The 23,647-nt window shown below is 39.3% G+C and carries 26 protein-coding genes; 20 read left to right on the top strand and 6 right to left on the bottom strand.

What is annotated here, in order from left to right; translation table 11 throughout:
* Positions 1–157: 157 nt before the first annotated feature.
* Both AC4G3L_RS03440 and AC4G3L_RS03435 read right to left on the bottom strand, forming a co-directional pair.
* Positions 158–1,081, bottom strand: a complete 924-nt coding sequence (locus AC4G3L_RS03440; RefSeq protein WP_491075576.1) for an alpha/beta hydrolase — start codon at positions 1,079–1,081, stop codon at positions 158–160.
* A gap of 131 nt (positions 1,082–1,212) precedes the next feature.
* Positions 1,213–1,851 (bottom strand): class I SAM-dependent DNA methyltransferase, encoded by a 639-nt coding sequence (locus AC4G3L_RS03435; RefSeq protein ID WP_491075575.1) that lies wholly within the window; start codon positions 1,849–1,851, stop codon positions 1,213–1,215.
* 184 nt (positions 1,852–2,035) lie between these two features.
* On the opposite strand from AC4G3L_RS03435, the gene AC4G3L_RS03430 reads away from it, so the two are divergent.
* The 3 genes from AC4G3L_RS03430 to AC4G3L_RS03420 all read left to right on the top strand — a co-directional run bounded on the left by AC4G3L_RS03430 (position 2,036) and on the right by AC4G3L_RS03420 (position 5,887).
* Positions 2,036–2,278 (top strand): YqkE family protein, encoded by a 243-nt coding sequence (locus tag AC4G3L_RS03430; protein WP_491075574.1) that lies wholly within the window; start codon positions 2,036–2,038, stop codon positions 2,276–2,278.
* Positions 2,279–2,503: 225 nt separating this feature from the next.
* Entirely contained in the window at positions 2,504–4,231 is a 1,728-nt protein-coding gene (locus tag AC4G3L_RS03425; protein WP_491075573.1) for a methyl-accepting chemotaxis protein, read from the top strand.
* Positions 4,232–4,387: 156 nt separating this feature from the next.
* A complete protein-coding gene (locus AC4G3L_RS03420) occupies positions 4,388–5,887 on the top strand; it encodes an aminotransferase class V-fold PLP-dependent enzyme (protein ID WP_491075572.1) in 1,500 nt (499 codons plus the stop codon).
* A gap of 72 nt (positions 5,888–5,959) precedes the next feature.
* Here the strand turns inward: AC4G3L_RS03420 and AC4G3L_RS03415 are convergent, their stop codons facing one another.
* Both AC4G3L_RS03415 and mciZ read right to left on the bottom strand, forming a co-directional pair.
* Positions 5,960–6,877: an aldo/keto reductase gene (locus AC4G3L_RS03415; protein ID WP_491075571.1), complete on the bottom strand. Its 918-nt coding sequence runs from the start codon at positions 6,875–6,877 to the stop codon at positions 5,960–5,962.
* Positions 6,878–6,942: 65 nt separating this feature from the next.
* On the bottom strand, positions 6,943–7,077 hold the full coding sequence (mciZ, locus tag AC4G3L_RS03410; RefSeq protein WP_491075570.1) for a Z-ring formation inhibitor MciZ: 135 nt from the start codon (positions 7,075–7,077) through the stop codon (positions 6,943–6,945).
* An 80-nt stretch (positions 7,078–7,157) separates the two neighbouring features.
* Between mciZ and AC4G3L_RS03405 the strand changes: the two genes are divergently transcribed.
* Entirely contained in the window at positions 7,158–7,709 is a 552-nt protein-coding gene (locus AC4G3L_RS03405; protein ID WP_491075569.1) for an NUDIX domain-containing protein, read from the top strand.
* On the top strand, positions 7,709–8,884 hold the full coding sequence (locus AC4G3L_RS03400; RefSeq protein WP_491075568.1) for an endonuclease Q family protein: 1,176 nt from the start codon (positions 7,709–7,711) through the stop codon (positions 8,882–8,884). The genes AC4G3L_RS03405 and AC4G3L_RS03400 overlap by 1 nt, the downstream gene beginning before the upstream one ends.
* A 44-nt stretch (positions 8,885–8,928) precedes the next feature.
* Here AC4G3L_RS03400 and AC4G3L_RS03395 read toward each other — a convergent pair whose 3' ends face one another.
* A complete protein-coding gene (locus tag AC4G3L_RS03395; RefSeq protein ID WP_491075567.1) occupies positions 8,929–9,498 on the bottom strand; it encodes a GNAT family N-acetyltransferase in 570 nt (189 codons plus the stop codon).
* A gap of 138 nt (positions 9,499–9,636) precedes the next feature.
* Between AC4G3L_RS03395 and spoIIM the strand changes: the two genes are divergently transcribed.
* From spoIIM to lysA, 15 genes are all read left to right on the top strand, one after another.
* The gene (gene spoIIM, locus AC4G3L_RS03390) at positions 9,637–10,278 is read left to right on the top strand and encodes a stage II sporulation protein M (RefSeq protein ID WP_491075566.1); all 642 of its coding nucleotides are present in this window, start codon (positions 9,637–9,639) and stop codon (positions 10,276–10,278) included.
* A 181-nt stretch (positions 10,279–10,459) separates the two neighbouring features.
* On the top strand, positions 10,460–10,945 hold the full coding sequence (gene fur, locus AC4G3L_RS03385) for a ferric iron uptake transcriptional regulator (RefSeq protein ID WP_491075565.1): 486 nt from the start codon (positions 10,460–10,462) through the stop codon (positions 10,943–10,945).
* A gap of 113 nt (positions 10,946–11,058) precedes the next feature.
* A complete protein-coding gene (locus AC4G3L_RS03380) occupies positions 11,059–11,289 on the top strand; it encodes a YqzK family protein (RefSeq protein ID WP_491075564.1) in 231 nt (76 codons plus the stop codon).
* A gap of 6 nt (positions 11,290–11,295) precedes the next feature.
* Entirely contained in the window at positions 11,296–12,189 is an 894-nt protein-coding gene (xerD, locus tag AC4G3L_RS03375; protein WP_491075563.1) for a site-specific tyrosine recombinase XerD, read from the top strand.
* 303 nt (positions 12,190–12,492) lie between these two features.
* Positions 12,493–13,668: a phosphopentomutase gene (deoB, locus tag AC4G3L_RS03370; protein WP_491075562.1), complete on the top strand. Its 1,176-nt coding sequence runs from the start codon at positions 12,493–12,495 to the stop codon at positions 13,666–13,668.
* 14 nt (positions 13,669–13,682) lie between these two features.
* Positions 13,683–14,507, top strand: coding sequence for a purine-nucleoside phosphorylase (locus AC4G3L_RS03365; RefSeq protein ID WP_491075561.1), 825 nt, complete (start codon positions 13,683–13,685; stop codon positions 14,505–14,507).
* 411 nt (positions 14,508–14,918) lie between these two features.
* Entirely contained in the window at positions 14,919–16,097 is a 1,179-nt protein-coding gene (locus AC4G3L_RS03360) for a D-alanyl-D-alanine carboxypeptidase family protein (protein ID WP_491075560.1), read from the top strand.
* 121 nt (positions 16,098–16,218) lie between these two features.
* A complete protein-coding gene (spoIIAA, locus tag AC4G3L_RS03355) occupies positions 16,219–16,569 on the top strand; it encodes an anti-sigma F factor antagonist (protein WP_491075559.1) in 351 nt (116 codons plus the stop codon).
* Position 16,570: 1 nt separating this feature from the next.
* Entirely contained in the window at positions 16,571–17,017 is a 447-nt protein-coding gene (gene spoIIAB, locus AC4G3L_RS03350; RefSeq protein ID WP_491075558.1) for an anti-sigma F factor, read from the top strand.
* Between the two features lie 13 nt (positions 17,018–17,030).
* Positions 17,031–17,786, top strand: a complete 756-nt coding sequence (gene sigF / locus AC4G3L_RS03345; RefSeq protein ID WP_491075557.1) for an RNA polymerase sporulation sigma factor SigF — start codon at positions 17,031–17,033, stop codon at positions 17,784–17,786.
* A 150-nt stretch (positions 17,787–17,936) separates the two neighbouring features.
* Positions 17,937–18,542, top strand: coding sequence for a stage V sporulation protein AA (locus AC4G3L_RS03340; RefSeq protein WP_491075556.1), 606 nt, complete (start codon positions 17,937–17,939; stop codon positions 18,540–18,542).
* Positions 18,535–18,948, top strand: a complete 414-nt coding sequence (locus AC4G3L_RS03335; RefSeq protein ID WP_491075555.1) for a stage V sporulation protein AB — start codon at positions 18,535–18,537, stop codon at positions 18,946–18,948. Before AC4G3L_RS03340 ends, AC4G3L_RS03335 begins: the two co-directional genes overlap by 8 nt.
* 21 nt (positions 18,949–18,969) lie before the next feature.
* On the top strand, positions 18,970–19,542 hold the full coding sequence (gene spoVAEA / locus AC4G3L_RS03330; protein WP_491075554.1) for a stage V sporulation protein SpoVABEA: 573 nt from the start codon (positions 18,970–18,972) through the stop codon (positions 19,540–19,542).
* The gene (locus AC4G3L_RS03325) at positions 19,532–21,007 is read left to right on the top strand and encodes a spore germination protein (RefSeq protein WP_491075553.1); all 1,476 of its coding nucleotides are present in this window, start codon (positions 19,532–19,534) and stop codon (positions 21,005–21,007) included. Before spoVAEA ends, AC4G3L_RS03325 begins: the two co-directional genes overlap by 11 nt.
* Positions 21,008–21,112: 105 nt before the next feature.
* Positions 21,113–22,420 carry a diaminopimelate decarboxylase gene (gene lysA / locus AC4G3L_RS03320; RefSeq protein WP_491075552.1) on the top strand — a complete coding sequence of 436 codons (1,308 nt, stop codon included), beginning with the start codon at positions 21,113–21,115 and terminating at the stop codon, positions 22,418–22,420.
* A gap of 39 nt (positions 22,421–22,459) precedes the next feature.
* Here lysA and AC4G3L_RS03315 read toward each other — a convergent pair whose 3' ends face one another.
* Entirely contained in the window at positions 22,460–23,332 is an 873-nt protein-coding gene (locus tag AC4G3L_RS03315) for a DUF1002 domain-containing protein (protein WP_491075551.1), read from the bottom strand.
* Positions 23,333–23,647 lie beyond the last annotated feature (315 nt).

Below are 23,647 nucleotides of genomic sequence, written 5' to 3'. Positions count from 1 at the left end.
TAAACCGCCTAATCTATAGGCGGTTTTTTTAATTGGTATTGTTGTTACCAATGTCAAATTAAAATAGAACATATCCTTGGTCAACCTTATTTAGTTGAATAACGAGTTAAATGAAAAATTAATCCTTACGAAAACAACCATCAAAAAAGTGCCCCCATTAGAAGAAAGGGGGCACATGTGCTTTGAGAAATGAATCGATTACTTTTTCATAAGCTTCGGGATTGGTATTGTAGGACTGAGCATGCTGGCCTTTTTCGGCAAGATACAGTTGTTTCGGTCCTTTTTTGGCTTGATATAATTCCTCGCTCATAGATGGAGGGATATAAACATCCTCTAGACTGTGGATAAACAGGACTGGACTTTCTATATTCTCCACTGCTTTTAAGGGAGAAACTTCTTTGAATGAATAACCATCTCTCCGTTTAAGCCACCAATCACCAAAGGGGAGGACCATCCATTTTGGAAGATGAAAATCTTCTTTTAGTCGGTAAGCAATTTGTTCCGAGAATTCGGAGAATGGGCAATCCGCTATATAAAAATCAGCTCCATCCTCAACGGTGCCGGCATAAAGCAGAAGCGTGACCGCACCCATCGATTCACCGTGGATACCAAGCAAAATATCATGACCCTTTTGAGCCTTTAATTCATTTACGATAGCGGCAAGATCATCTTTTTCATAATACCCATAGCTGCTTGTTTTTCCTTCCGAATCACCATGGCGGCGATGGTCATAAATAACGGTGTTAAATCCTTTTTTGGCAAATAAATTGACATAGCGAATGGAATTCCACTTATTTTCAGTGATTCCGTGCGCAATGATCATCCATTTTTTTGATTCTTTATGTGGTTCTGTAAATATGGCATGAATTCGGTATCCGTGTTTGGACTGAATCCATTTCTCCTCCTGAGGCAGTTTTTGAAAGGAAGCAATGTCAAAACGGCCTGCCTCGATTTCACGTTTCCGAACGACCTCGACATCTTTTCGTTTCATATACATCAGCATGTTAGAGAAGAATACGCCAATTCCAATTATGTATGCAGTCATGACACCGAAGATAAAATACCATCTTTTCTTTTTCAAATGAGACCCTCCAAAAACACATTATCATCTTTTAGTTTACCATTCTGAAAAGAAAACAAACAAAGAAATTATAGGCAGATTCACAAACGAAAAAACCCTATATTGCTATAGGGATAGGTACTATTGTTTAATTATTGTTTAACAGCATGTATCAGCCAGACAAATGTATTAAGCTGTTCAAAGGTTACGTGAAATTGATGCTTTTCCAGTATTGATTTCATGTAAGGAATTGTGGTGTAATATTCGGTTTGTAAATCCTCTGCTAAGCGATCAAACTTGTTGTTCACCGCTTGATCAATGACGGTTTGTTTATCCTCGTTTGTTAAAAAAATTGTATCCGCAAATACGATCTTTCCACCTGATTGAAGGATGGTGGAGTACAGGGCAAAAGCTTTCTCCTTTTCCTCATCGGTTAGATGGTGGAATGCATATGTGCTAACGAATGTGTCCACACCATCTTTTTCTACCGGAAAGTGAAAGAAATCACCATCTACAATAGATAAGGACCCCAACTTTCTCTGTGCCTTTTTCCTCATTTCAGTAGAAGGCTCGATTCCAAGAACTTGGTTACCTTTTTCGAGTATGCGTGAGGTCAAATTACCTGTTCCTACTCCGAATTCGATTACAGACCCTTCCGCATGGGAAGCAACTGTATCAAGAATATGATCATAATTCAAAAAAACATCGGCATATTGATCGTCAGAACCGGATACCGTTTCATCATAATTAGCTGCCCATTCATCAAATAGCTGGTCAAACTCTCTGCCCATCATATCCCTCCTCTATATTCGCATTAATCTTATCATATTAATATGAATAATATGATTGCAAAGTTACATATTTTACCTAATTTTAATGAAAGTTAACAAAGTTTAACAGTGAATAATAAGTCAAACATTCCTGACTTCCTCTGGCTGAACGATTATAATAAAAAGAAAAAAGGAGCTATAATCCATGATGAAACATAAACCATCCAAGAAAAAAGATGACAGCTCAATTAGCTTGGGAGATCTACTTAATCAAGATATTTTGAGCCAGTTGCAGAACAAAAAAGGTGAATTAAAGGAAGAAGAACAGCGTCGAATACAGCAAATGGAAAAACAAAAGCGCGAGGAACGAAAACGCCGCGAGAAAAATAAGAGCTTTGAAGAGCTTCTAAATGAAAGTAACCTGAATTGGAAACAATTTAAAGATTGAAAGTCTGAATGAGAACCACCTGAAAAAAATGGCGGTTCTTTTTTATTTTCAAGGAAACTTCTGTATACAATTGGTTAGTTTTATGGAGGGTAATCAGTCGCGAACCGGCGAAGGGGCATTCCTTGATTTTCCTCCTGTCATTTTATGTACGAAAAATTTCATAAGTTTCCTCCATGATTCAACTTTAGAAAAATTTGATATAGCCGATATACATAATGGTAAGATATGTTAGTTGTTCGTAGGGGGATTAGAGAGATGAATATCAGGAAAAAAATCGTATCAACCTTTATCAGTGTTACTGTTTTAAGTTTAATAGTTGCCGCTTTTCTTGCTTATAATATGTATTCAAATGAAAGACGCGTTCAGAATATAAACAAAGTTTCATTAGAAATCGTTTTACTTACAGATCAAATGAAAGTTAATGTTGTTCAGGTGCAGCAGGTATTTAAAGGAATCAGTGCTACTAGAGGGGCGGATACCATCGATACCTATTCATTGGCCGAAACGTATGCAAAAGAATTTAATGGTCATGCGGAGGAATTAAAAGAAATGGGTGTAACTCCTAAGCAATTGGATACCCTAACGGATTCCTTTGCTGACTTTTATCAATCCGGACAGTTCATGGCTGAGAATTTTATTGATAAAGGGGCAGAGGCTGGGAATGAAGCCAAAGGAGATTTTACTCAATTTGAACACGCTATGGAAAAGCAAATAGGTGACCTGCAGAAACAGGCTGTTGACGAAATCCATGAAGAGATGGATCAAGTAACAGAACAGACAAAGACGGCATTATGGACGGCGTTAACGGTGTTTATTATAAACTTAACGATTGGCTATACACTGGTGTATAGAGTGACACGCCCGGTTACTCGGGGTATTGAAAATTTATCAAAACAAGTTATGTGGATTACTAAAGGCGATTTGACAGTACCTATTGTATCTGAAACAAAGGATGAAGTGGGAACGCTTGCTTCAGGAATGGAGAAGATGCGAACAGAGCTAGTGCATTTAATCGATGCCATAAAAGAATCCTCTAAGAAAATTCATACCAATACCGTTAAAATGGCGGAGGGGACCCGGCAAACAGGCATAGCTGCCAATCAGATTGCCACCACTGTTTCGTACATCGCTAATGGGATTGATACTCAATCATATAAAACAAACCATATCTTTGAGACTATGGTAAATATCACGAAACAGGTGGAAACAGGAACCTACTTTACAAAAGAAACATTGGGCAATGCCGAAGAATCAGCTGTGATAGCAAAGGATGGGCAAGTAATGATTCTAGAAGGCATTCAGGTATTGGTAGCACTTGGTGATGATATTGCTCACGCAAATGACCAAGTTAAGCATTTAGGTGAACGAGCTAACGAAATCGAAAACATCATTCGATTTATAACCGATATTTCGGCACAAACGAATCTGTTAGCTCTTAATGCCGCCATTGAAGCTGCAAGAGCAGGAGAGCAGGGGAAAGGCTTTGCTGTGGTGGCAGAGGAAGTTCGTAAGCTGGCTGAACAGACAAATAAAGCCACTAAAGAGATCAGGCAGTTAATTAATAAAATTCAACAAGACACCTTTGATACCATGAACGTTATGGATAACAATTTAAATCAGTTCCGTACTCAAGTCGATACAGTAATCAAAGGCAGCAGTACACTCACCATCATAAATGATAAGGTTGGGGATACAAAGAATCACTTAGAGAAGTTAACAGCATCTTTTCAAATGATTAATGAAGATGTTAAGAGAGTCGAAGGAATGATTGAAGAGACCTCTACAACCATTCAGGAATCGGCAGCCTCTGCAGAAGAAGTTTCTGCATCCGCTGAGGAACAGAATGGCATGGTAAAAGAGACCGTAGTCTATGCGAATGGATTAGCTGAAATTACAAATGAGCTGGTTGCTCTGACAGGGAAATTTAAGACGGAGAAATCACTCGAAAATTAATAGGAGGCCTCATCACTAAAATAAGGTGATGGGGCTTTTTATATAGGTTACTGAAAAACGTTAGATGATGAAAGATTATTTCCTCCTATACTACTAACCATTAGGCCGTTGATTCATATACTGTTACTGACTTATGCAGATAGAAGGTGAACCGGATTGCTGACGGCAAAGATTGGAGATCATCGCTGGGAATGGTTTGGAGAGTTGGAGCGATATTTCAACCGTTTTCGTACAAACATTATTGGAATTGACAAAACCTTTTTAACCCCCTATGGAGAAAAGCCGATCATCTATGCGGATTGGACAGCGAGTGGAAGGCTGTATAAACCGATTGAGGATAAAATCACCACAGAATTCGGTCCATTTATGGCCAATACGCATACAGAATCCAACCAAACAGGTTCATTCATGACGAATGCCTATCTTCATGCAAAAAGAATCATAAAAAAGCATGTAAACGCTGGTCCGGATGATGTTATTCTCCTTGATGGCTTTGGGATGACTTCAGTCATTAACAAATTCCAACGGATACTTGGCTTGCGCATTTCAGAAAAATGGGAATCCAGAATCGGTCTAAGACCAGAGGATAGGCCGGTGGTCTTTATCACACATCGCGAACATCATTCCAACCATACCTCTTGGCTAGAGACGATTTCAGATGTGGTTATACTGGAACCTGATGCGGATGGAGATATCTGTCCAGAACAATTGGATAAACAGTTAAAAATGTATTCAAACAGACCCATGAAAATTGGCGCATTTACGGCATGCTCCAATGTAACGGGACTAATTACCCCTTATTATGAGCTGGCAAGTGTGATGCATAAACATGGGGGCATCTGCATGGTTGACTTTGCTGCATGTGCTCCATATGTAAGGATGGATATGCATCCCGAAAATCCTGACAAACAGCTGGATGTTATTTATTTTTCGCCGCATAAATTTCTGGGGGGACCAGGTACGAGTGGCATTCTTATTTTTAATAAACATCTTTATCACAATCATATCCCTGATCATCCGGGGGGAGGTACCGTCAAATGGACGAATCCCTGGGGGGAACATCTTTATTATGAGGAGATTGAGAAGCGGGAAGATGGAGGAACTCCCGGTATATTACAAGGTATTCGAACAGCCTTATGCATCAGGCTCAAGGAGGAAATGGGGGCAGAAAAAATGTTGGCAAGAGAGAAAGAATTGCTGTCCATTATTCTTCCGGGATTGTTATCTATACCTAAAGTGAATGTGCTTGAACCTGAGAAAGAAGAAAGGCTCGGCATTATTTCGTTTATGGTCCCGGGAGTTCATTATAATTTGATTGTCAAATTATTAAATGATCGTTTTGGAATACAGGTACGAGGCGGGTGTTCCTGTGCCGGTACGTATGGACATTACTTATTAAATATCTCCAAAGAGAGCTCTCACCAGATCATAGATTTGGTTAATCAAGGAGATTTAGCAGCCAAACCCGGATGGATCCGTTTTTCCATTCATCCAACGATGACGAATGCGGAAGCCTATCAATTTATTACGGCGATGAAATGGATTGTTGAAAATCTGGAAGAGTGGCAACAAGAATACGTGTATGATTCTAAAACGAATGATTATTTTTATTGTGACTATCACCGGGAAGATTTCGACTGGTTATTTTATGTATAGGGTGAACCTAAATCATTCCTGTAAAATAGGAGTCTGGCTATTCAGATAGAAAATAGCCAGACTCCAGTTTATTTAACGATGATTCTCATATTTATTTGCCTTAGTCAATGAACGTAATAATTCCAGTTCCTGGGTTGTTAGCGGACTGCTGTTTACAGCTTTTATATTTTCAAGTAATTGTTCGGCACTGCTTGCCCCCGGAATAACAGCGGCAACCGCCGGGGAAGCGAGTATATATTGGAAGGCCAGTTCATTCATGGAGCGATCCTTTACTTTTTCTTTAATCGATGGAAGTAAATTCTCAAGATCCGCATACGTGTAGTCCAAATAGCCATTTTCACGAATCGTATCGGAAGCCTTGTTCAACATTTCCTCAGATAAAAGGCCTTTTGCGACAGGACCTCTGGCGATTAAGCTGATTTGATTTTCCTGGAGGAGTGGCATCCATTCTTCCGGTCTTCGGTCGAGCAGGCTATATTGCATCATGACAGAAATAATGCCGGAGCGGTTTGCAAATTCCTTAATTACATTGGGACGGATGGATGAAATGCCGTACTCCCGTATATAGCCTTCCTTTTTCAATTCTTCGAAAGCAAATATGGTTTCATCAATCGGGTCATCCAGTGTACCGCCATGAAGCTGATATAAATCGATATAATCAGTCTGCAGGCGTTTCAGACTGTCCTTTACCGCTTGTTTAATGTGATTTGGAGAAGGGTCCCAGGACCATGATGTTTGCTCGCTGTTCCATCTGTTTCCTGCTTTTGTAGCGATGATCAATTGATCTCGATAGGGTTTAAGAACGTTTCCAACGATTTCTTCATTAAGGCCAAAATCATACAAATCAGCTGTATCAAAATAATTGATTCCATGCTCGATGGCTGTCTCCAATATAGTCCGGGCGTGTTGTTCATCTTTACCGAGAGACATGCACCCGAGCCCCATCTCTGTGACATAAAGATCTGATTTTCCAATTTGTCTCTTTTTCACAAGAAAAGCTCCTTCCGCTAGTTACAGTTTATTTAACTTTATTGTAATGGAAGGAAATGAATCCGTCATTTAATTTGGCGGACCGCCTGAAGCCAATCCTTTACATAAATATATTGATTCGCATATTCCTTTAATTTCGCCCTGACTTCCCAAGCTTTTCCGCTTAATATGATTTGATTGTCACTGATCCATACTTTCATAAGTCACCCCTTTGGACATGCTATATGGTAAAATGTATGAACAGAAGAATGCTTTTTAGAACAAAAGGAGAGATAGAAAGATGTACAAATACGAAGAAAAAACGATTAAATCAGAACCTATTTTTAAAGGAAGAATTCTGGATGTACGTGTAGACGAAGTACTTCTGCCAAATGGAAAGACTTCGACAAGAGAATTAATTAAACACCCAGGAGCTGTAGCAGTTATTGCTGTAACGAATGAAAATAAGCTGGTACTTGTTGAGCAATACCGCAAACCGATGGAAAAAGCGTTAGTGGAAATTCCGGCTGGTAAACTGGATGCTGGTGAAGATCCAAGAGATTGTGTCGTTCGTGAAATGGAAGAGGAAACAGGGTATGCCTGTGAATCCATCGAACATATCATATCTCTTTATACATCTCCTGGGTTTGCGGATGAGATTGTACATATTTATCTGGCTAAGGGCCTTTCTAAGAAAGAAAATGCGCGAGGCCTGGATGAGGACGAATTTGTGGATCTGATGGAAGTGACGTTGGAAGAGGCATTGCAACTGATTAAAGAAGAAAGAATTCAGGATGCCAAAACAGCCTACGCGGTTCAATATTTACAGCTCCAAGAGGCTTTATCTAAATAATGAAAACCTATTATGGGGATTTTCATATTCATGTAGGGAGAACAAAATCCGGTAAACCTGTCAAAATCACAGGAGCTAAGAGCCTGACGATCTCCAACATTCTTGAATATGCAGCAACGAGAAAAGGGTTGAATATGGTGGGCGTCATTGACTGCCATGTTCCTGAGGTGATTGAGGAATTAGAGGACTTAATCACAAAAGGGGATATGATAGAACTTGATGGGGGTGGTCTTCAACATAGGGATGGCACCGTTTTGATACCGGGCAGCGAAATCGAAATCAATGATGAAAACTGTCATGGGCCTATTCATGTGCTGGCTTATTTTCCCACTCTCGAAAAAATGAAGCTGTTTTCGGAATGGATTGGGTCAAGAGTGACCAATCATACACTCAGCTCACAGCGCATCTATGAACAGGCCACTGTTCTGCAAGAAAAAGTGAAGGAATTAAGTGGATTGTTTATCCCAGCTCACATTTTTACTCCCCATAAAAGCTTATATGGAAGAGGAGTCTTAAAAAGCTTAAGTGAAGTTTTGAATCCCGAGTGGATTGATGCTGTTGAACTGGGGCTGAGTGCAGATACCAGTATGGCCTCAAAGTTAAGTGAATTGAATCGCTATCCCTTTTTAACCAATAGCGATGCACATTCCTTACCGAAGCTGGCGCGTGAATATCAAAAACTTTCCCTTCTGGAACCTACCTTTACTGAATGGCATAAAGCTCTTCAACAAAAAGATGGGCGCACCATACTGGCTAACTACGGACTGAATCCGTATCTTGGTAAATATCATGAAACGGTTTGTGAGAATTGCAGTGAAACGCTTGCTGTTTATTCGGAGCGCTGTCCCTACTGTGGCTCTACTCATGTTACCCGGGGAGTAGCTGAGCGAATAGATGATCTTTCAGATGTATTGCTGGAAGATATTTTACAAGCTAGGCCTCTTTATATCCACCATATCCCGCTTGAGTTTATTCCGGGTCTCGGTCCGAAAACGTTAGAAAAGCTCGTTGCAGGATTTGGATCTGAAATGGCCGTGATTCATGAAGCGAGTTTGGACGACCTAAAGAAGGTGGTTCCCGAGAAAATAGCCTTACTCATTTATCAGGCACGATCCGGCACTCTTTCTTTACAAAAAGGCGGAGGCGGTACTTATGGCAAGGTCATTATGGATTAATTTAGAAAACGGCTGTGAATGCACAATTCACAGCCGTTTTCTATTTAGATATCATTTCTGGTTTTAGCGTAAATACATGTATTACGAAGAAAGGTACCTGTAGAATCATAGTTGTCGTGCCTTAATGTCCCCTCCAGTGTATAGCCTAATCCTTCCGGAATGCGTCTGGAGTTTATATTTTTTGGATCACACCGAATTTCCACCCGGTTAGCCATTAATTCATTGAATGTGAATGTTGTTAATACTTGAACTGCCTCCGTCATATACCCTTTTTTGGTATAGCGAGTATCCATCCAATATCCAATCTCAAACTTTCTTGTTTCCCAATTCATTCTATGTAAACCCGTTGAACCTAGGAAGACATCATCTTTTTTTCTCATCACATAAAGCCGGATATCTTCTCTTAAAATAAACTTTGCCTGTGCTCTTCGTAAATTTTCCTCAGTCTCCTCAATAGTTTGATCCTGCTGCGCCCAAGGCATCCAAAGTTTAAGCTCTTCTTTTGAAGCCAGTATGGCCTCATGGACCATTGGCCCGTCTCCCGCCTTGCATGTACGGAGATAAATTTGTTCTCCATCTATTCTTTCGGGGATGTTCAGTAAGATTGGATTCATTTCCAATTTCCTCCTATTGTGTAAATTACAGAGATTATATCACACTATTTGGACTAGTGAGAATTTTATTTTTACTAGAATACAATCTCTAGTAAATACATAGAATCTAGTAATTGAACCGGAGAGGAGTAAAGTCTTGTGAAAAAATCCTATAATAATAAAGCTTTGCTTTTTCATATTAAAAACCATTTATCCATTTTCATTTTTATTATGGTGCTATTTCTTATGGGGATTATTTTTGGAGCGATTATTGTTAATAGTCTGTCCTTAACGCAAAAGGAAGATTTGTTTTATTATCTATCTCAATTCTTTGGCGAGTTAAAGCAGGGGAAGGTCAGTGCTAGCAGTGAAATGTTCATTTATAGCTTTAAAGAGAATGCAAAGTTCATTATTTTAATGTGGATTTTGGGGATTTCGATTATTGGATTGCCGTTGATTTTAATTCTTCTTTTTATAAAAGGAATCGTAATTGGCTTTACTGTCGGTTTCCTAGTCAGCCAAACGGGGTGGCAGGGGTTTATGCTTGCTTGCGTTTCTGTTTTGCCTCAGAATATTATTCTTGTCCCTGTAACGATTTTTATGGCATCGTGCGCAGTCATTATTTCCATTAAAATGATTAAACGTCAATTTCTTAAATCAAGCCGTGAAAAGTTAAGGCCTTATTTCATGCAATATTCTATGTTGCTCGGAATGGCTTTATTATCCTTTATTGTTGCTGCCTTAGTTGAAACCTTTTTATCACCAGGGCTGATGAGAGCGGTTATTGATCATATGGGTTGAGAGTGATTATTAAATAATAATAACTATAGATAGTTGTTTATAATTATTATATTTTACATGGCCATTTTTTTTGCTATACTATAAATGGAGATGGAAGGCCGGACGGATAATCCCTTTTTTGCCTTCTCCCCATAATGTAAAGTGATATCTGGATAGATTTAGCGGCGAGGAGGAAAAAGGGTTGGAATCTAGAATCGATCGAATTAAAAAGCAATTGCATTCTTCAAGTTACAAGCTGACGCCGCAGCGAGAAGCCACGGTTAGAGTACTGCTCGAGAACGAAGAAGACCATTTAAGTGCAGAAGATGTTTATTTGCTTGTTAAAGAAAAAGCACCGGAAATCGGTTTAGCAACAGTATACAGAACACTTGAATTGCTTACTGAACTTAAAATTGTAGATAAAATAAATTTTGGTGATGGAGTTTCCCGTTATGATTTGCGACAAGAGGGAGCGGCACATTTTCATCATCATTTAGTCTGTATAGAATGTGGAGCAGTAGATGAAATCCTCGAGGATTTATTAGGAGACGTAGAACCGATAGTTGAACAGAAATTCAGATTCAAAATTAAGGATCATCGTCTGACATTCCACGGAATATGTCATCGCTGCCAAGATAAAAAAGAAGAGCCAGAGACAGCGGGTTCTGGAAATAATCATGCAAAATAAGCCTTTCCCTAATGGAAAGGTTTTATCTTTTGCTTCTAAAACTAAAGATGATATGTATAAAACATGTCCAATCAGGCATAAATTGATAAAAAAGCCTGGAGGATTAGAAAAACATGAGAAAGCTGATTAGATTATTTTGGCAAACAGGCAAAGTATTTATTATGTTTGTTGGCTTTACGATATTGTTTTATTTTGCTATTGTTTGGTTTAATGAGGAATATGAAAATCTTCATCGCTATGACGAGCCTAAAGGATCGGCAGTAAAGGTTTTTCAATCCATCAATGATGAAGGAGAGCCTGGATGGAGAGAAAGACTCTTTCTATTTTATTTAGATGGGGAGTAAATGAAAATGAAAGATTCATTGCAGGATTTTATCCATTACTTAACAATTGAAAAAGGGTTGGCTAAAAACACCCTTCTATCGTATAAACGAGATTTGGATTCCTATTATAAATTTTTAAAAAACCAACAACAAATAGAGGATTGGAAAGAAATTTCCCGTGTCCATATTGTCCAGTTCCTGTCTAAATTAAAGGATGAGGGCAAATCATCAAAAACGCTGGCACGTCATACCGCTTCTATTCGATCCTTTCATCAATTTTTATTAAGGGAACGCATTTCTGAGTCAGATCCATCTGTTCTCATTGAAAGCCCACAAACTCAAAAGTCATTGCCAAAAGTATTGAGCCAGGAAGAAACGGAAGCCTTGCTGAATGCACCTGATCCAACTGACACTTTCGGAATACGGGATAAGGCTATTTTAGAGTTGCTCTATGCCACTGGCATGCGGGTTAGTGAATTAATAGAATTAAATATTGATAATGTACATATTGAGATGGGATTTGTCCGTTGCATTGGGAAAGGGAATAAGGAACGAATCATACCGGTAGGAAAAATGGCTCTTGATTCGATCACCACATACCTGACATCGGGAAGACCTAAATTAGTCAACCAAAAGAATAGATCAGATGCTTTATTTTTAAATCATCACGGCGGACGCCTCAGTAGACAAGGGTTATGGAAGATAATAAAGAAACTATCCTTGAAAGCCGATATTCAAAAGTCCTTAACACCTCATACTCTTCGTCACTCATTTGCTACCCATTTACTGATGAATGGAGCAGATTTACGGGCTGTCCAAGAAATGCTCGGGCATGCTGATATATCGACTACTCAAATTTATACACATGTTACGAATGTCAGATTAAAGGATGTATACGGTAAATTTCATCCCCGCGCTTAAACGGGTGATTTGCGACCTGAATAAGGTGATTATGGCGGCTTCCTGTAGGAGAAGCTGTCTTTGTGATGAAGATCAGTCGGTGCTGATATAATCAGGAAGATCACTTGGATTTTTGAATATTAGGTGAATAACGAAAAATAAAACTATTAAATCTTGGTAAACTTAAATTGGCAACGTTTCCCGAGTGATGTAAAATAAAGAAGTCAGACCTCTGACGCCTGTAAATGATAGCTCTGGAATAAAGAACGATTATAGGCGTTTAGAAAGGGTAACCTACATATAAAAGAAGTTGGAGGTTTCAGTATGAGATTTAAACGAGTGTTTTTAACTGTAATGGATTCTGTTGGTATTGGTGAAGCGCCAGATGCAGAGAAATTTGGCGATAAGGGTTCAGATACACTTGGACATATAGCCGAAAGAATGAACGGATTGGACATGCCGGTCATGGGTAAATTAGGCTTGTCTAATATTAGAGAAATTAAAGGGATTCAAAAGGCCGATAAGCCAATGGCTTACTATACAAAAATGCAAGAAGCTTCCAATGGAAAAGATACAATGACAGGCCACTGGGAGATCATGGGTCTGCGTATTGATACACCATTCCGTGTATTCCCTGAAGGTTTCCCACCTGAATTAATTCAGGAACTGGAAGAAAAGAGCGGCAGAAAAATTATTGGGAATAAACCGGCAAGCGGTACAGAAATCCTCGTGGAATTGGGAGAAGAACATGTGAAAACGGGAGCATTAATCGTTTATACATCAGCTGATTCCGTTCTGCAAATCGCAGCTCATGAAGATGTAGTTCCTCTTGAAGAACTATATCGTATTTGTGAAATTGCCAGAGAAATGACTCTTCGTGAAGAATATATGGTAGGAAGAATTATTGCGCGTCCATTTGTTGGCGAGCCAGGTGATTTCAAACGTACGCCAAATCGCCACGATTATGCATTAAAACCATTTGGCCGCACGGTTATGAATGAGTTGAAAGATAGCAATCTTGATGTGATTTCAATCGGAAAAATTGCTGATATTTACGATGGTGAAGGAGTAACAAAAGCGCTTCGTACAACAAGCAATATGGACGGTATGGATAAGCAAGTTCAAACATTGGATATGGACTTTACGGGTTTAAGTTTCCTTAACCTAGTAGATTTTGATGCTTTATTTGGTCACAGACGCGATCCAATTGGATACGGTAAAGCATTGGAAGAGTATGATGGAAGATTGCAGGAAGTACTTGATAAAATGAAGGAAGATGATCTTCTTATCATTACAGCCGACCATGGTAATGACCCTGTTCATCCTGGAACAGACCATACAAGAGAATATGTTCCTTTACTCGTTTACTCCAAACAATTTACAGAAGGTAAAGAACTGCCAATTCGCACAACATTTGCTGACATTGGTGCAACAATAGCGGATAACTTCGGTGTGAAAATGCCTGAACATGGAGTAAGTTTCTTAAAGGAACTTAACTAAAAGGAGAGAACAGAATGTTTGAAAAAGTAAATGAAGCAGCAAAGCATATTTTAGAGGTATCTGGACAAAAGCCGGAACTGGGTTTAATTCTTGGTTCAGGACTTGGTGTATTAGCAGAAGAAATTGAAAATGCGACTGTGATCCCATACAGTGAAATTCCTCATTTCCCAGTATCTACAGTGGAAGGCCACGCTGGCCAACTTGTTGTTGGAACGCTGGGCGGCAAAACAGTGGCGGCAATGCAAGGGCGTTTCCATTACTATGAAGGATATTCCATGCAGGAAGTTACGTTCCCAGTACGTGTAATGAAGGCAATGGGAATGACACATATCCTTGTGACTAATGCTGCCGGCGGAGTCAATGAAAGCTTCACGCCTGGTGATTTAATGATTATCACTGATCATATTAATTATATGGGTGCACACCCGCTAATCGGACCAAATTACAAGGAATTTGGGCCAAGATTCCCGGATATGTCAAGTGCCTATACACGAGAACTTGTGCAGTTAGCAGAACAAGTGGCTTCCGAGCAAAATATTGCTATTCAAAAAGGTGTTTATGTTGGGTTTACAGGCCCTACTTATGAAACACCCGCAGAAGTCAGAATGGCTCGTATTTTAGGTGGGGATGCGGTTGGAATGTCTACAGTACCTGAAGTAATCGTGGCTGCTCACGGTGGTATGAAAGTGCTTGGCATCTCATGCATTACGAACATGGCTGCCGGAATCCTGGATCAGCCGTTGGCACACGATGAAGTCATTGAAACAACTGAAAAAGTAAAATCAACATTCTTGGCGTTGGTGAAAGCAATCGTTTCTGAAATGAAAATTGAAGCGTAAATAAATCATTTTTTATGATAGGGTTGCCGGGTGAGTCTTTTATAGACTTATCCGGCAATCCTTTTTTTGTGCCGTCTTTATTACAGACTATCGGGTTATCCTCCCTATCTGGTTTTTGTGAGAAGTCACGTTAAATAATGAAAAAATCATCGTTTAAAAGGGTTGCTATCATGGTGGCCTATTGCAATGGGCTTAATAAAAGCGGCCGGTATCTTCGCATATCACTTAAGAATAATACATAAAGAACTACACTGGTGGAGACCTGGTTGTCTTCATCTTTTCGCTATTTTAGATTCTTTTAAATTACTCTTAATGGTGAATGTTCGAGTGGATAGACATTTTAATTTACTTTTTGTATAAAAGTGTTCTTGTTGGTAAAACTGGAATTTATCATGAGTAGGAGGTCTGTCCATGAAACGGTATGTTTCAGCTTTATTAGTAATAGTGTTTACTTTAAGTATGTCCATTCCAACATTTGCAGCCGAAAAAATAAAAAAGGCAGAATTAGATTTAGCACCTAAAACGAAGTCAGCAATACTGATAGAAAAGGATACGGGTTCTGTTATATATGATAAAAATAAAGATGAGCGATTATCTCCGGCCAGTATGACGAAAGTCATGACTATGCTGTTAATCATGGAGGCTCTGGATCAAAAGCGAATAAGCATGAAAGATAAAGTTCGGACAAGCGAGTATGCTGCCTCAATGGGGGGTTCGCAAATATTCCTTGAACCGGGTGAGGAAATGACAGTTGAACAAATGTTAAGGGGAATTGCTATTGGTTCTGGGAATGATGCATCCGTTGCCATGGCTGAAAAGATTGCCGGGAGCGAAGAGGAATTCGTTAAGCGAATGAATGCAAAAGTGAATGACTTAGGCTTAAAGAACACTAAATTTCAAAACTGCACGGGGCTGCCGACAACAGACCATTACAGTTCAGCATTTGATATGGCGATGATAGCGAAAGAATTATTAAAGCATGAAGAAATTACGAATTTTACAAGTTTATATGAATCTTATTTACGTGAAGATACAGATAAAAAATTCTGGCTTGTGAATACAAACAAACTGGTGAAATTTTACCCTGGTGTGGATGGATTAAAAACAGGTTTTACACATCAAGCTAAATACTGCTTAACAGCAACGGCTAAAAAGGATAATTTGCGTGTCGTCGCGGTTGTATTTGGAGCAGAGAATCCAAAAGAGCGGAATTCTCAAGTGACTAAGATGCTTGATTACGCTTTTGCCAATTATCAATCAAGACCGGTTTATAAGAAGAATCAGCCGCTGGCTCTTTTGAAAATTGAAAAAGGCCAAATGAAAAAGGTGAGCCTGGTCACAGACGAAACTGTCTCTCTTTTAAATAAAAAAGGGGAAGAGAAGGTTAATATCCGTCCAAACATTGTTTTGAAAAAAGATGTACAGGCGCCGATTAAGAAAGGTCAGCAGCTTGGAACCTTAAAAATGATACAAGATGACAAAGTGATTTCAGAAACCTCCCTCATTGCATCACAAGATGTAAAACGGGCAAGTTGGTTAGACTTATATAAACGGTCATTCGGCATGTTTACCCATACCGGAGATGAATAACCATACATTTGCGAAAATAAACGAATTGAACGAGAATAGCACTAGTTTTGTCTTTAAGAAGGAATTGAAGTGGGCAAAAGCGAATTCACCACTATAAGACTTTGAAGGGGGCAATGACAAAGTGAGTTTAGAGATTGATATGAGAACAATTGAGGATATATTATGTATCCGCCTGCAGGGAGAACTCGATCATCATACGGCAGAAGATCTTAAGAATAAAGCATCTCAATTAATTGAAACAGGTGGCATCCGCCATATCATTTTAAATTTGGGTGAGTTAAGTTTCATGGATAGTTCAGGACTGGGCGTGATACTGGGAAGATACAAACAAATTCAGCAATTCGAAGGGGAAATGATTGTTTGTGCGATTTCACCGTCTGTCCAGAGGTTATTTGAAATGTCCGGAATGTTTAAAATACTTCGTCAAGAACCTTCAGAGGAAGCGGCTATACATGGATTGGGGGTAGCATGAAATGAAAAATGAAATGGCTATAGAATTTTCAGCATTAAGCCAGAATGAATCTTTTGCCCGAATTACAGTAGCAGCTTTTATTGCTCAATTAGACCCAACCCTTGATGAATTAACCGAAATTAAAACAGTAGTATCAGAAGCGGTTACCAACTCTATTATCCATGGATATGAAGGTGATTCTCTTGGGAAGATCTATATCACTGTCACCTTGGACCTAGAGGAAGAAACAGTAGAACTGACGGTTAGGGATGAAGGAATTGGTATCAGAGATATCGAAGAGGCCAGACAGCCGTTGTATACGACGAAGCCAGAATTGGAAAGGTCCGGAATGGGCTTTACCATTATGGAAAACTTTATGGATGAGATTTTTATTGAATCATCCAGAGGTGAAGGAACTGAGGTAAGGCTCATGAAAAATCTTTCTAAAAGCAAAGCTTTATGTAATTAAGGAGACTAATACAATGGATGTGGAAGTCAAAAAGGGTAAAAAGACCGCCCAGCTTAAGGACGAAGAGGTAAAGAAACTCATACTTCAAAGCCAGCAAGGTGACCAATTAGCTAGAGACGAAATCATCCAGAAAAACATGAGGCTTGTATGGTCAGTTGTACAAAGATTTCTTAACAGAGGATATGAACCGGATGACTTATTTCAAATCGGGTGTATTGGTTTAATGAAATCTGTAGATAAATTTGATTTATCCTATAATGTAAAATTTTCAACCTATGCAGTGCCAATGATTATTGGAGAGATTCAACGTTTCATTCGTGACGATGGCACGGTAAAAGTCAGCCGGTCATTAAAGGAAATGTCCAATAAAATCAGAAGAGCGAAGGATGAATTATCCAAGCAGTTTGGGCGAACGCCAACTATATCTGAAATCAGTGAGTATTTGGATCTAACGCCTGAGGAAGTTATTATGGCACAGGAGGCCAGCAGAACACCTTCTTCTATCCATGAAACAGTTTATGAAAACGATGGGGATCCCATTACATTGCTCGACCAAATCGCGGATAGTTCTGAGGCAAAATGGTTCGAAAAAATTGCTTTGAAAGAAGCAATTGCCTTATTGGATGAACGGGAAAAATTGATTGTCTATTTGCGTTATTATAAAGATCAAACCCAGACAGAGGTTGCAGAGCGGCTGGGCATCTCACAGGTACAGGTGTCCAGATTAGAAAAGAAGATCTTAAATCAAATGAAAGACCGTATGGACTAGAGTGCTGGTTCGTACGGTTTTTTTATTTTTAAAGACTTTCTATCTCTTTAAACTAATTTACGATTTTTGGTATGGTTCCTAATTATTCTAACCATACTATATATACATGTAAATCAGGAAATGGGGATGAACGTATTCATGGAGGAATGTGTGTATATCCGTTTAAAATATCGGGCTAAAATCTTACCCAATCATCCGATAAGACTTTCTGATATTGCCAATATCATTGGGACGGATCATGTTAAAGAAAAGGTTGGAAACCTAATCTTAGGTGAATTTTCAAAGAATAAAAATGTTTTTATTCTCGACGTAACGGATGTTCTCCAAGCGATTTTTCAGCATTTTCCCGAAATGAAAATGGACACCTTTGGTCCAACACAAACCATTGTAGAGGTAGAACGTACAAAGAAAAAAGTATCGAATCTTTTGTTTATTCTTGTGTGGATCGTTCTTTTTTTAGGGGCGGGTTTTGCGATTATGAATTTCCATGAGGATGTCAGCATGAGACTGCTGCATGAACGCCTCTATTATATGATTACGGGAAAACATTCGGCAAACCCTCTTGTGTTTCAGATACCCTATTCATTTGGACTGGGTATTGGAATGATTCTGTTCTTCAATCATATTTTCACGAAGAGATTAAATGATGAACCCAGTCCAATGGAAGTAGAGATGTTTAACTATCAGCAGGATTTAGATCAATACATTATTATGAATGAAAACAAACAAGCAATCACTCCTGTAAAAGATGACTGAGTTTGTTTTTGTACTGATAGTTGGATTCTCAGCTGGGGTTTCGGTTGGAGCCGGATATGTTGCTTTCCTGACTGTGCTTAATATTATCCCGAGACTTACACAGCTTACGAAGGTTCGTTCTGTCCATTATTTTGAAAGCGCCGTTATTCTCGGAGCAATTGGAGGAACCATATCCAGCTTATGGGATTTCTCATTTGGGGTAAGTCCTTTCATCCTTGCTGTCATGGGAGCATTTAGCGGTGTTTTTAATGGGATGCTGGCTGCAGCTCTGACGGAAGTATTAAACGTCTTTCCGATTTTGGCAAAAAGGATTGGGATGCAGGATCGAATCCTATATATCCTGATGGCACTTGTCCTCGGAAAAATAACCGGATCGCTATTTCAATGGATTATTTATAATCAATAAGCGTTAGAAGGCGGTGAAGAGTTGAAAGGGAAGAGAGATATTATCATCATCACAGATGGTGATGAATATGCAAAAAAAACAATTGAACATGTTGCAAAGGAAATCGGTGGCCGTTGCATTTCGGCCTCTTATGGAAATCCGTCAACCGTAGATGGACCTCGACTGATTAAACTCATTCAATCTGCTGCCTACGATCCGGTTTTGGTTATGTTTGATGACAGTGGTTTGGTCGGAGAAGGGACGGGTGAGAAGGTCATGAAATATGTGGCTGAACATCCGGCTGTCAATCTCCTTGGTATTATAGCGGTTGCTGCCAAGACGAAACAGGCTGAATGGACAAAAGTAGATGTTTGTATTGATCGTGAGGGTAATCTTACAGAATTTGGCGTTGATAAATTTGGAGTACCGGAAATGGATGTTAAACGAATCAATGGAGATACAGTCTATTCGATTGATTCCATTGATGCACCTATCGTGGTCGGAATTGGCGATATAGGCAAAATGTCAAAATACGATGACATAAAGATAGGAAGCCCTATTACATTAAGTGCCGTAAACCTTATTCTCGAAAGGAGTGGATACCATGCAGGCTAATCAGAAGCAGAAAACACCCATATCTACTGACTTACAGGCTGTAAAGCAATACATGGAGAAAAATGTAGGTCTCGGAGTAAGTTTTGATTTAGGAGTAAGGGAAATCCTCATTCGTGATACTATGATTCAAATTTATTATGTTAATGGACTATGTGATACAAGCTATATCATAGAGATTATGCAGACATTAACTGACATGAATGAACAAGAAGCGACTGACAAGGATGACCCCTCCATTTATGAACTGGTTAAAAACCGTATAGTAGACCAATCCGTTGTGGTCGTTCAAACGATGGATGAAATGGTGGATCAGGTTCTATCTGGGTTAATATCCGTTATTGTAGCAGGCAGCGGGAAAGCTCTTATTGTAGATGTAAGAAGTTATCCAGGAAGACAGCCCCAGGAACCGGACACAGAAAGAATCACACGTGGAGCAAGAGATGGATATGTAGAAAATATAATTATCAACACTGCACTGACACGCAGAAGGATACGCGATGAACGATTGCGGTTTGAAATTATGCGTGTTGGGGAACGCTCCAAAACAGATATTGCTATAGGATATATTGATGGGATTGCTAATCCAAAGCTCGTTAATATAATCCGGGATGAATTGAAATCTATCAAGATTGATGGATTGACCATGGCCGAAAAAACGGTTGAAGAATATCTGGTCAATCAAGGGTATAATCCTTATCCAATGGTTCGCTATACGGAGCGGGCTGATGTTGGAGCCAATCATTTACTTGAAGGGCATGTCCTTATTTATGTGGATACATCGCCAAGCATCATGATTACACCGACGACCTTTTTTCATCATGTACAGCATGCAGAGGAATACAGGCAGGCAGCTTCAGTGGGCACCATTCTTAGATGGTTCCGTTTTCTCGGTGTTTTTGCTTCTCTTTTTATATTGCCATTATGGTTATTATTTGTATTGGAACCCCATTTGCTTCCAGAAAGTATGAAGTTTATTGGGCCGCAAGAGGATGCTCATGTTCATATTCTATTACAGATTGCAGTAGCGGAAGTTGGAATCGAACTGCTTAGAATTGCGTCGATACATACACCTGCTCCTTTATCATCGGCTATGGGACTTATTGCTGCCGTCCTAATCGGTCAAATAGCCATTGATGTTGGCTGGATGGTGCCTGAGGTATTACTTTATGTAGCTATTGCATCGATTGGCAGTTTTGCCACTCCAAGTTTGGAACTTGGCTTGGCCAATAAATATATGCGCTACCTGATTTTAATTTTTACTGCTTTGTTCCATGTACCAGGGTATATGATTGCGAATACCCTTTTGATTTTTTTCCTAACCAGATTAAACACGTTATCTACACCTTATTTATGGCCATTTATTCCATTTGCACCCAAAGCCCTTTCGAATATTATTATAAGAAAACCGGTGCCTGGCAGGCATTTAAGACCGCGTTTCCTACATCCGGTCGATCGTACAAAATAATTCATTTTGAAGTTAAGACATTAGTGTGATAAAGTAGTTATACTATTCAAAAAACAGACAGCTTAAAAGCTGTCTTTCTTTTTTAACCTTCAAGGGGGAGATTTCATGCATTTTTACGGAACAGGGAAAATGAATGACCGGGGACATTTGGAAATTGGGGGAGTAGATACGGTTTCTCTGGCGGAGGAATATGGGACACCGCTGTACATATATGATGTAGCGTTAATTAGAGAACGGGCAAGAATGTTCAGGAATACTTTTCGTCAATTGGGAATTGGCGCCCAAGTGGCATACGCAAGTAAGGCCTTTTCTTCGATTGCGATGTTTCAGCTTGCTATAGAAGAGGGTTTATCATTAGATGTGGTATCTGCCGGTGAATTGTATACAGCCCTCCAGGCAGATTTTCCGGTTGAGCGAATTCATTTGCATGGAAATAATAAAAGTGTAGAAGAATTAAAAATGGCACTTGAAGTAGGGGTAGGGTGTATTGTCGTCGATAATTTTCATGAAATCGCTATTTTAGAAGATTTATGTAAAATGGAAAATAAAACATGTTCGATTCTTTTACGGGTAACTCCCGGAATTGAAGCCCATACTCATGATTATATTTTAACAGGGCAGGAGGATTCTAAATTCGGCTTTGATCTATGGAATGGCCAGGCTGAAAAAGCACTTCAAATGGTACTCGCAAGTAAGTGTTTTGAGGTATTGGGTATTCACTGCCATATAGGATCGCAAATCTTTGAGACCACTGGTTTTATTTTGGCTGCTAAAAAGATCAGTGAACAAATCGCAAATTGGAACCAAACATATGGATACTCTCCAAAGGTATTAAATTTAGGTGGTGGTTTTGGCATCCGTTATACGGAAGAGGACGAACCCATTCCGGTCGCTCGTTATGTAGAGGAAATTGTAAGAGAAGTAAAATCTGATTTTGAAGAAGCTGGACTGTCTATGCCAGAAATTTGGATTGAGCCTGGCCGGTCGTTAGTTGGGGATGCGGGAACAACCATTTATGAAATCGGTTCAAGTAAACAAGTTCCCGGAACACGTAAATATTGGGCAGTTGACGGAGGGATGAGTGACAATATTCGTCCTGCTCTCTATCAGGCTAATTATGAAGCTGTACTTGCAAATCGCCTGAATGATGAAGTATATGAAGAAGTGGCCATAGCAGGGAAGTGCTGTGAAAGCGGAGATATGTTAATTTGGGATCTTCCGTTGCCAAAGGTTGAGCATGGTGATTTGTTGGCGGTATTTTGCACTGGGGCTTATGGATATTCCATGTCTAATAATTACAACCGGATTCGTCGTCCCGCCGTTGTATTTGTAGAAAATGGAACGTCACGTCTGGTTGTAAGGAGAGAAAGCCTTGAAGATTTGATAAAAAATGATATCCCATTATATACATAAAAACAGGCTGCCAAACGTTTGGCAGCCTGTTTTATTATATTAGGAGAATAACGACTTAATAGCATCGATTAGACTTACAAAAAATGCTTTTAATTTATCAAGGAAGGATTGTCCTTCTTCTGATTTAAGATAATCTGTCACTTTATCTTTTGCTGCATTTAATTGATCTCCAACTTTATTCCAGTCAATTCCTAAGTCCTGCAGCTTGTTAAATAAATCTAGTAAGCTCTGAATCTGTTGCTCAGTTAACGTAATACCAAGCTTTTCTGCGGCTTTTTCAATGATGGCGCGCAGTTCTGCATCATTTTGAGGTGGATTTACAGCCATCTCTTCTTTAATCGTTTCAACCAGTGATGTCGCTTCATCCGTACCGATTTGGTCGCCTAATTTAGCGGTTTCAACCATTTCCTCATTGGCCGCTTGTTTTTGTTCCTCGGTGATTTTTGTGTCCGTTGTGACTTCGTATGCTTTGATTAATCCTGTTAAGGCAGCCGTACCGGATACTTCAAATGGAGCGGTAACGTAAATCTCTGCATCTTTTATACCGGCAGTGGCCAGAGCGTTTTTGTACATATCTTCTGTTACCCAGTTGATATTCTTCGTTTTGACCGTAATTCCGGAATCTTTGGCAGCAATCGTAATCGATGAAGAGGAGAGCGCTTTTGTACCGATAAGTCTGCTTGAAATTTTTCCATCTAAATAATTATGCTCTTCTGAATTAGAGACCGTCACAATCTCCACATTTTTAGGAGCATCCATTTCAGCTAATAGTAACTTTTTTTGTTCCTCAGTCAAGTTTTCGCCAAGTGTTACGACCATATCTCCTCTTTGCATATCGGCCGAAACGATGCTGGGAATTAGAAAGCTAACTGCCAGTAAAACTGACATGAATTTGAAAAGCTGTTTTTTCATTATGATAACCTCCCGTACTAGTTAGACGTAAAAAAATGAAGAATGTTTCATTTTTTTATGTATTTTTAGGTTTTCAGGCAAACAGATTGCCAATTGTGTTAACTCTGTCATATTATAATGGAATTGGTAGAATGTCTATCCTTTCTTGCATTCTTTTACAGTTCCTCTCATCCATTTTGATTGTGTTTATACCGGAAATAGGCATAACACGATACGTATTTTAGCTATTTCAATATAAAATTAGTTCTGCTGACATGAAAAAAAGATTTTATTTTTAGCTGACAGAAGTGGAATTGTGCCAGTTGAATTCATAGG

It is taken from the genome of Bacillus sp. z33, assembly GCF_058313615.1.
The sequence above is the reverse complement of the archived record's forward strand: the minus strand, read 5'-3'. Positions and strand labels throughout refer to the sequence as shown.

What these genes read in the sequence shown, in the direction of transcription:
- AC4G3L_RS03435 (WP_491075575.1), bottom strand. Translation starts at nt 1,851, where the DNA reads ATGGGCAGAGAGTTTGACCAGCTATTTGATGAATGGGCAGCTAATTAT.
- AC4G3L_RS03430 (WP_491075574.1), top strand. Translation starts at nt 2,036, where the DNA reads ATGATGAAACATAAACCATCCAAGAAAAAAGATGACAGCTCAATTAGC.
- AC4G3L_RS03425 (WP_491075573.1), top strand. Translation starts at nt 2,504, where the DNA reads ATGTTAGTTGTTCGTAGGGGGATTAGAGAGATGAATATCAGGAAAAAA.
- mciZ (WP_491075570.1), bottom strand. Translation starts at nt 7,077, where the DNA reads ATGAAAGTATGGATCAGTGACAATCAAATCATATTAAGCGGAAAAGCT.
- AC4G3L_RS03405 (WP_491075569.1), top strand. Translation starts at nt 7,158, where the DNA reads ATGTACAAATACGAAGAAAAAACGATTAAATCAGAACCTATTTTTAAA.
- AC4G3L_RS03400 (WP_491075568.1), top strand. Translation starts at nt 7,709, where the DNA reads ATGAAAACCTATTATGGGGATTTTCATATTCATGTAGGGAGAACAAAA.
- AC4G3L_RS03395 (WP_491075567.1), bottom strand. Translation starts at nt 9,498, where the DNA reads ATGAATCCAATCTTACTGAACATCCCCGAAAGAATAGATGGAGAACAA.
- AC4G3L_RS03380 (WP_491075564.1), top strand. Translation starts at nt 11,059, where the DNA reads ATGAGAAAGCTGATTAGATTATTTTGGCAAACAGGCAAAGTATTTATT.
- xerD (WP_491075563.1), top strand. Translation starts at nt 11,296, where the DNA reads ATGAAAGATTCATTGCAGGATTTTATCCATTACTTAACAATTGAAAAA.
- deoB (WP_491075562.1), top strand. Translation starts at nt 12,493, where the DNA reads ATGAGATTTAAACGAGTGTTTTTAACTGTAATGGATTCTGTTGGTATT.
- AC4G3L_RS03365 (WP_491075561.1), top strand. Translation starts at nt 13,683, where the DNA reads ATGTTTGAAAAAGTAAATGAAGCAGCAAAGCATATTTTAGAGGTATCT.
- AC4G3L_RS03360 (WP_491075560.1), top strand. Translation starts at nt 14,919, where the DNA reads ATGAAACGGTATGTTTCAGCTTTATTAGTAATAGTGTTTACTTTAAGT.
- spoIIAB (WP_491075558.1), top strand. Translation starts at nt 16,571, where the DNA reads ATGAAAAATGAAATGGCTATAGAATTTTCAGCATTAAGCCAGAATGAA.
- sigF (WP_491075557.1), top strand. Translation starts at nt 17,031, where the DNA reads ATGGATGTGGAAGTCAAAAAGGGTAAAAAGACCGCCCAGCTTAAGGAC.
- AC4G3L_RS03335 (WP_491075555.1), top strand. Translation starts at nt 18,535, where the DNA reads ATGACTGAGTTTGTTTTTGTACTGATAGTTGGATTCTCAGCTGGGGTT.
- AC4G3L_RS03325 (WP_491075553.1), top strand. Translation starts at nt 19,532, where the DNA reads ATGCAGGCTAATCAGAAGCAGAAAACACCCATATCTACTGACTTACAG.
- lysA (WP_491075552.1), top strand. Translation starts at nt 21,113, where the DNA reads ATGCATTTTTACGGAACAGGGAAAATGAATGACCGGGGACATTTGGAA.
- AC4G3L_RS03315 (WP_491075551.1), bottom strand. Translation starts at nt 23,332, where the DNA reads ATGAAAAAACAGCTTTTCAAATTCATGTCAGTTTTACTGGCAGTTAGC.